General features: G+C 61.2%; 3 protein-coding genes and 2 pseudogenes. 2 read left to right on the forward strand and 3 right to left on the reverse strand.

Features of this window, described 5'->3' with window-relative positions; translation table 11 throughout:
- From DBR24_RS34935 to uvrD, 3 genes and pseudogenes are all read right to left on the reverse strand, one after another.
- A pseudogene (locus tag DBR24_RS34935) lies at positions 1 to 146 on the reverse strand (hypothetical protein); the annotation flags it as partial.
- A gap of 176 nt (positions 147 to 322) precedes the next feature.
- Positions 323 to 763, reverse strand: coding sequence for an EamA family transporter (locus DBR24_RS24200; protein ID WP_016984014.1), 441 nt, complete (start codon positions 761 to 763; stop codon positions 323 to 325).
- A gap of 146 nt (positions 764 to 909) precedes the next feature.
- Positions 910 to 3,092: pseudogene (gene uvrD / locus DBR24_RS24205) on the reverse strand (DNA helicase II).
- Between the two features lie 257 nt (positions 3,093 to 3,349).
- On the opposite strand from uvrD, the gene DBR24_RS24210 reads away from it, so the two are divergent.
- Positions 3,350 to 6,223: a bifunctional diguanylate cyclase/phosphodiesterase gene (locus DBR24_RS24210; RefSeq protein WP_128615996.1), complete on the forward strand. Its 2,874-nt coding sequence runs from the start codon at positions 3,350 to 3,352 to the stop codon at positions 6,221 to 6,223.
- Positions 6,224 to 6,350: 127 nt separating this feature from the next.
- On the forward strand, positions 6,351 to 7,039 hold a 689-nt coding region (locus tag DBR24_RS24215), incomplete at its 3' end, for an SIS domain-containing protein (protein ID WP_128615997.1).

Below are 7,039 nucleotides of genomic sequence, written 5' to 3' on the forward strand. Positions count from 1 at the left end.
CCTGGAGAAGAAGGAGCCATCTGGCTGGTCTGGTGCGTCGGCGCAGCGCCGGCGCTTTTGCCACCACCGAAGCGCTTGGCGTTGGCGTCGAGGCTCATCGTCAGGCCGATGCACAACGCCATGGCGATGCTAAGAAAACGTTTCATAAAGGGAATTCCCGTTTGTGGAGACACGCGCGCCATGTTGCACAGCTGAAGTGTTACTGGCTAGCGAGAGAGTGTTTCGGGCTTTTGCCTGACAGGTTAGGTTCAGCTTGGTCAGGGCAATAAGGCTGTTTACTTTTGGCTGTAGGAAACGACGACGGGTTCAGTGAGAAATCGCCTTAGCGACGAAACGCCAACATCACCACACCTGCCGTGATCAGGCCGATGCCGCCCCATTGGCGCAGGTCGAGTTTTTCGCCCAGCAGGATCACGCCGAGCACCGCCACCAGCACCACGCTGAGTTTATCCACTGGCGCGACCAGCGAGGCCGGGCCGACTTTCAGTGCGCGGAAATAGCAGAGCCACGATGCGCCGGTCCCCAGACCGGACAGCAGCAGGAACAGATAGCTCTTGGCGGAGATCGAACCCAAGGACTGATATTGGCCCGTCGCGTACAAAATCAAGGCCAGGCTGACCAGTACCACGATGGTGCGCAGCAGGGTGGCGAAGTCGGAATTGACGTTTTCGATGCCGACTTTGGCAAAGATCGCCGTCAGTGCAGCGAAAGTCGCCGAGAGCAGGGCCCAGAATGTCCAGGAGGAAAAGAAGCCTGAGCCCATGAATTGCTCCCAAATTGCATCAAAGCTCACACAAACCCTTTAGGAGTGAGCCTGCTCGCGATTGAAGCACCTCGGTCTAACTGTCAAACCGTGGTGAAGCTATCGCGAGCAGGCTCACTCCTGCAGAAGAGCAATCGAGCAAAGCCTTAGATAGCTTCCAGCTTGGCGTAACCAAGCATCAGCCACTTGCTGCCTTCGCTGAAATTCACCTGAACCCGCGCCTGCGCGCCGGCGCCTTCGAAGTTGAGGATCACGCCGTCGCCGAAGATCGAATGGCGAACGGCCTGGCCCAGACTGAAGCCGGTTTCCGGAATTTCGCTGCCGCTGAACAGGTTGCTGCCGCTCATTGACTGGTTGCCACCGAACGGTCGGCTGACGCTGTTCGACAAACGCACTTCCTGAATCAGGCCCTTCGGCACTTCGCGTACGAAACGCGAAACCTTGTTGTAGGTTTCGCTGCCGTACAGGCGTCGGGTTTCAGCATAGGTCATCACCAGATTCTGCATGGCCCGGGTGATACCGACGTAGGCCAGGCGCCGTTCTTCCTCAAGGCGCCCCGGTTCTTCCAGGCTCATCTTGTGCGGGAACAGGCCTTCTTCCATGCCCACCAGGAACACGTAAGGGAATTCCAGGCCTTTGGCGCTGTGCAGGGTCATCAGCTGAACGCTGTCTTCGTGTTCGTCGGCCTGGGTGTCTCCGGCTTCCAGCGAAGCGTGGCCGAGGAACGCCGCCAGTGGTGTCAGCTCTTCGTCTTCTTCGGTGTTCTCGAAGTTGCGCGCGGCGCTGACCAGTTCCTCAAGGTTTTCCACCCGGGCCTGGCCTTTCTCGCCTTTTTCCGCTTCGTGATAGGCGATCAGCCCCGACTGCTCGATGACGGTCTGGGTCATCAGGTGCAGCGGCATCTCCATGCACTTGGCGGCGAGGTTTTCGATCAGCTCGATGAACGCACCCAGCGCCCCGGCGGCGCGACCGGTCAGGCCTTTATTGGCCACCAGTTGGCGCATCGCTTCCCACATCGACACATCGCTGTGGCGTGCGTGGTCGCGGATCGCTTCGACGGTTTTTTCGCCAATGCCACGGGCCGGTACGTTGATCACCCGTTCCAGCGCGGCATCGTTGCCGCGGCCTTCGAGCAAACGCAGGTAGGCCATGGCGTTCTTGATTTCCGCGCGCTCGAAGAAGCGCTGGCCGCCATAGATGCGGTACGGAATGCGTTCGCGCAGCAAGGCTTCTTCCAGAACGCGCGATTGGGCGTTGGAACGGTACAGAATCGCGATATCGCTGCGGGCCAGGCCGGTTTTCAGCGCGCTTTCGATGGTTTCGACAACGTAACGTGCTTCGTCGTGTTCGTTGAACGCGGCGTACAGATTGATCGCTTCGCCGTCGCCGCCATCGGTCCACAGCTCCTTGCCCAGGCGCCCGGTGTTATTGGCGATCAGGGCGTTGGCCGCTTTCAGGATGCCGGCCGTGGAGCGGTAGTTCTGCTCCAGACGAATGGTCACCGAATCCGGGAAGTCGGACGAGTACTGATGGATGTTCTCGATTTTCGCGCCACGCCAGCCGTAGATCGACTGGTCGTCGTCACCGACCACCATCAGGCTGTCGCCACCCTTGCCGAGCAGACGCAACCAGGCGTATTGCACGGCGTTGGTGTCCTGGAACTCGTCCACCAGAATGTGCCGGAAGCGCTTCTGATAATGCGCCAGCAGGCCCGGGTGGTCGCGCCACAGGTCGAGGGCGCGCAGCAGCAGTTCGGAGAAGTCGATGACGCCGGCACGCTGGCAGGCCGCCTCGTAGGCTTCGTAAATGCCGCGCATGGTGGCCAGGAACAGATCGCCACTGGCTTGAATATGTTGCGGGCGCAGACCTTCGTCTTTTTGCCCGTTGATGAACCACTGGGCCTGCCGGGCCGGCCAGCGTTGCTCGTCCAGACCCAGCTCGCGGATCACTCGCTTGACCAGTCGTTGCTGGTCGTCGCTGTCGAGAATCTGGAAGGTCTGGCTCAAACCCGCTTCCTGCCAGTGCGCCCGCAGCAAGCGGTGCGCCAGGCCGTGGAAGGTGCCCACCCACATGCCGGCCGGGTTGATACCCAGCAACTGCTCGATGCGGTGACGCATCTCGGCAGCGGCCTTGTTGGTGAACGTCACCGACAGGATGGAGTGGGGCGAGGCGTTCTCGACCTGGATCAACCAGGCGATACGGTGCACCAGCACTCGGGTTTTACCGGAGCCAGCACCGGCCAGGACCAACTGACGGCCAACGGGGCGGCTACGGCCTGGCGTTGGGCATCGTTGAGGGAGTTCAGCAGAAGGGAGAGATCATCGCGCATCGGGGCATTCTAGGGTGCGCCGCAGGCCCGGGCAAACCGAGCTTTGCATTAGCCGATGAAAGTGCTGCCGATGACGACCGGTCGGTCATCGGCTGAAGGCGTGAGTCCGTGTGGCTCTGCGGGTTTCGGCGTCGTTGCGGGGAGCAAATGTTTCGCTGAAATTATGACCTGGGGCAGTTTGGCAACGGGATCGGCTTGTGTATGCTCCGTGCACGTTTCGGGCGCACGCCCCCCTTATAAGAACAAGAACGTTGCCCATGACCCTCAGCTCCGAACTGTCGGGCCCCTCTGTGGAACCCCGGGTTATCCGCAAGAACTATGCCGTCGAAATGGCGGTGGAGCGCACGCGCCTGCTGTACCAGGGCTCTCTGTTGCCCACCCTGTTCATGTTGATCAATGGTCTGGTCTGCGCCGCTTTGCTCTGGAGCCCGCAGCGCTACTTCGTGGTCAGTGTCTGGCTGGTGTGGTTGCTGTCGCTGGTGGCGTTGCGCGTGATTCAAGTGGCGGCGTTCGATTCGGCGATACCCAATCGCCAGGCCCAGCCGATCTGGTTCCGCATGTTCCTGCTCGGCTCGACCATGACCGGCCTGACCCTGGCTGGCGCTGGCATTGCCCTGGTGCCGGCCGACAACTTCATGCAGCAGGCCTGGGTGTTCGGCCTGATCGGTGCCGCGACATTGTCGGCCAGTGTCGCCTATGCGGTGAGCCTGCCGGCGTTTCTGTCGTTTACCTTGCCGTGCCTGCTGCCGGCGATCGGCTATCTGTTCTGGGGCGGCGACGAGCAGGCGCGCGGCTGGGGCTGGCTGGGCCTGATTCTGCTCGGCTCGCTGAGCGTGGTGGCGTGGCAGGTCAATCGCCTGATTGATCGTGGCTTGCTGCGGCGCTTTCAGAATCAGCACCTGATCGAACATCTTCAGCAGACGCAGTCGCGCAGCGAACAGCTCAATCAGGAGCTGGCGCGAGAAATCGAGCAGCGGCGTTGCGCCGAAGGCCAGTTGCGCGAAGCGCAGGTCGACCTGGAAGACCGCGTCGCTCAGCGCAGCCGCGAGCTGGACGCCGCCAATCAGGCCCTGAGCAAAAGCGAAGCGCGCCTGGCGCTGGCGCTGAAGGCCAGCGAGCTGGGGTTGTGGGACTGGAACCTGCAGACCGACGAGGTTCATCACACGCAGATTCAGGAGCTGTTCGGCCTCGCCCCGGAATACGTCACGGCCATCCTGCGCGACCTCAAGCCACGCCTGCACCCGGAGGATGTGCCGTCGCTCAAGCACGCCTTGGTCGAGCATTTGAAGGGCCGCACCGAGGACTATCAGATCGAATACCGCGTGCGCCACGGCGATGGTCACTGGGTGTGGATCGAAGACCGTGGCCGCGCCGTTGAACGTAGCGAGAGCGGGCAAGTGATCCGCATGGTCGGCACCCGCCGCGACATCAGCGCCAGCAAAAGCCTCGAAGAGCAGCAGCGCCTGGCGGCGACGGTGTTCGAAGCGGCCAGCGAAGGCATTGTGATCCTCGACCCGAACTACGCGCTGATCGCGATCAATCAGGCCTTCAGCCGGGTGACCGGTTACGACATCGACGACATGCTCGGGCGCAATGTCGTCGAGTTGCCGTGCAGCCGCGATGCCCGTCGGCATTACGTCGCGATCCGCCATGCGCTGGAGCAGCATGGCAGTTGGCAAGGTGAACTGGTGGAAACCCGCAAGAACGGCGAGTTGTATCCACAGTGGCTGCAACTCAATGCAGTGCGCGACAGTCGGGGCAACGTCAGTCATATCGTCGGCTTCTTCGCCGATCTTTCGGCGCGGCGCGAATCCGAAGAGCGCATGCGTTACCTGACGCACTACGATGAACTCACCGGACTGGCCAATCGCTCGCTGTTTCGCGAGCGCCTGCACGAAGCCCACCAACGGGTCCGGCAGGGCGGACGGCGCAGTCTGGCGTTGCTGCACATCAATCTGGATCGTTTCAAATTGCTCAACGACAGCCTCGGCCATGAGATCGCTGACCAGTTGCTGCAAAAAATGTCCCGGCGGCTGGTCAATGCCTTGCCGGAAGCGGACACGATTGCGCGGTTGTCCGGTGACGAATTCGCGGTGCTGTTCGACGCCTACGGCAACCTGTCGAGCCTGGCGCGGGTCGCCACGCGGTTGTCGAGCAAGCTGCGTCTGCCGCTGACGGTCGAAGGGCATGAACTGGTGGTCAGCGCCTCGATGGGCATCAGTATGCTGCCGGACAATGCCCGTGAAATTTCCGCGCTGGTCAGTCAGTCGAACATGGCCATGCAGCATGCCAAGCATCTGGGCGGCAACAATTTCCAGTTCTACACCGACAGCCTGCAGGCCAGCACCCTTGAGCGTCTGCAACTGGAGAACCAGTTGCGCAAAGCTATCGAAGACAAGCAACTGAAGGTGTTCTATCAGCCGAAGTTGTGCCTGGCGACAGGTCGGCTGAATGCGGCTGAGGCTCTGGTGCGCTGGGAACATCCGATTCTGGGGCAGGTACCGCCGGGTGATTTCATCGGGCTGGCCGAAGAAACCGGGTTGATCGGCCCCATCGGCGAGTTCGTCCTGCGTCAGGCGTGTTGGCAAGCGTGCGAATGGCAGCGCGAGGGCCTGGAAGCGATCCGCGTGTCGGTGAACCTCTCGGTGCATCAACTGCGTCAGGGCAAACTGGTCAGTCTGGTGCGGCAGGTGTTGGAGGAGACCGGTCTGGCGCCGCATTTTCTCGAGCTGGAATTGACCGAAAGCCAGTTGCTCGACAGCGTTGAACACATCATTGCGACGTTCCAGCAACTGCGGGATCTGGGGGTGAAACTGGCCATCGACGACTTCGGCACCGGGTATTCGTCGTTGAGTTATCTGAAACGGATTCCGGTGGATTACGTGAAGATCGATCAGGCGTTCATTCGCGGCCTGGGCGAGGGCAGTGAGGATGCGGCGATCACCCGCGCGATCATTGCCATGGCCCACGGACTGTCGTTGAAGGTGGTGGCCGAAGGAGTCGAACGGCCGGAGCAACTGACGTTTTTGCGGGCCGAGGGCTGCGACGAGGTGCAGGGCTATCTGATCAGTCGTCCGGTAGAAGCTGCCGCGCTGGCCGGGCTTTTGCGTGAGCAGGCAAAACCGTTTTAAGTGCTACATGCGCGTCATCACGCCCAATACGGGGACATTGAGTTACGCATTGAGCAGGCAAAAAGCCAATTCATGTAGTATAACTACAAGCGTGCTACATCCTTGCCCATAAGAAGAGTCCAGCCCCTTGAATCTGCTGCAACACATCGCCCAGTCACGTCACCTGTTACGCAAGTCGGAGCTCAAGGTCGCCGACCACGTGCTGCTTGACCCTGCGGCCGTGATGCACAGTTCCATGGCCGATCTGGCCCACAGCGTCGGCATCAGTGAGCCGACCATCGTGCGCTTCTGTCGCGCCATCGGTTGTTCAGGTTTTCAGGATCTGAAACTGAAACTGGCGCAGAGCCTGGCTGCCGGTGCCAGTTTTGGTCAGTTCGCGATCCATGAGGACGACTCGGTCGCCGACTACAGCCTGAAGATCTTCGACACCACGCTGCACACCCTGATGGAGGTTCGCGAGAAGCTTGATCCGGTGGAGTTGCAGCGCGCGGTGACGCTGATGTCTCAGGCGCAGCGTGTCGAGTTCTATGGCTTTGGTGCGTCGGGCGCGGTGGCGGCGGATGCGCAGCACAAGTTCTTCCGTTTGCTGCTGACGGCGGCGGCGTACTCCGACCCGCACATGCAGGCGATGTCGGCGGTGACGTTGAAGCCGACCGACGTGGCGATCTGCATTTCCCAGTCCGGGCGCTCCAAGGATCTGCTGATCACCGCCAACCTCGTTCGCGAGAGTGGCGCTTCGCTGATCACCCTGTGCCCAAGCCAGACGCCGTTGGCCGAACTGTCGACCGTCAACCTGGCGATTGATGTGCACGAAGA

The sequence above is a fragment of the Pseudomonas sp. HMWF006 genome (genome assembly GCF_003061205.1).
Lineage (GTDB): Bacteria > Pseudomonadota > Gammaproteobacteria > Pseudomonadales > Pseudomonadaceae > Aquipseudomonas > Aquipseudomonas monsensis.

What these genes read in the sequence shown, in the direction of transcription:
- DBR24_RS24200 (WP_016984014.1), bottom strand. Translation starts at nt 763, where the DNA reads ATGGGCTCAGGCTTCTTTTCCTCCTGGACATTCTGGGCCCTGCTCTCG.
- DBR24_RS24210 (WP_128615996.1), top strand. Translation starts at nt 3,350, where the DNA reads ATGACCCTCAGCTCCGAACTGTCGGGCCCCTCTGTGGAACCCCGGGTT.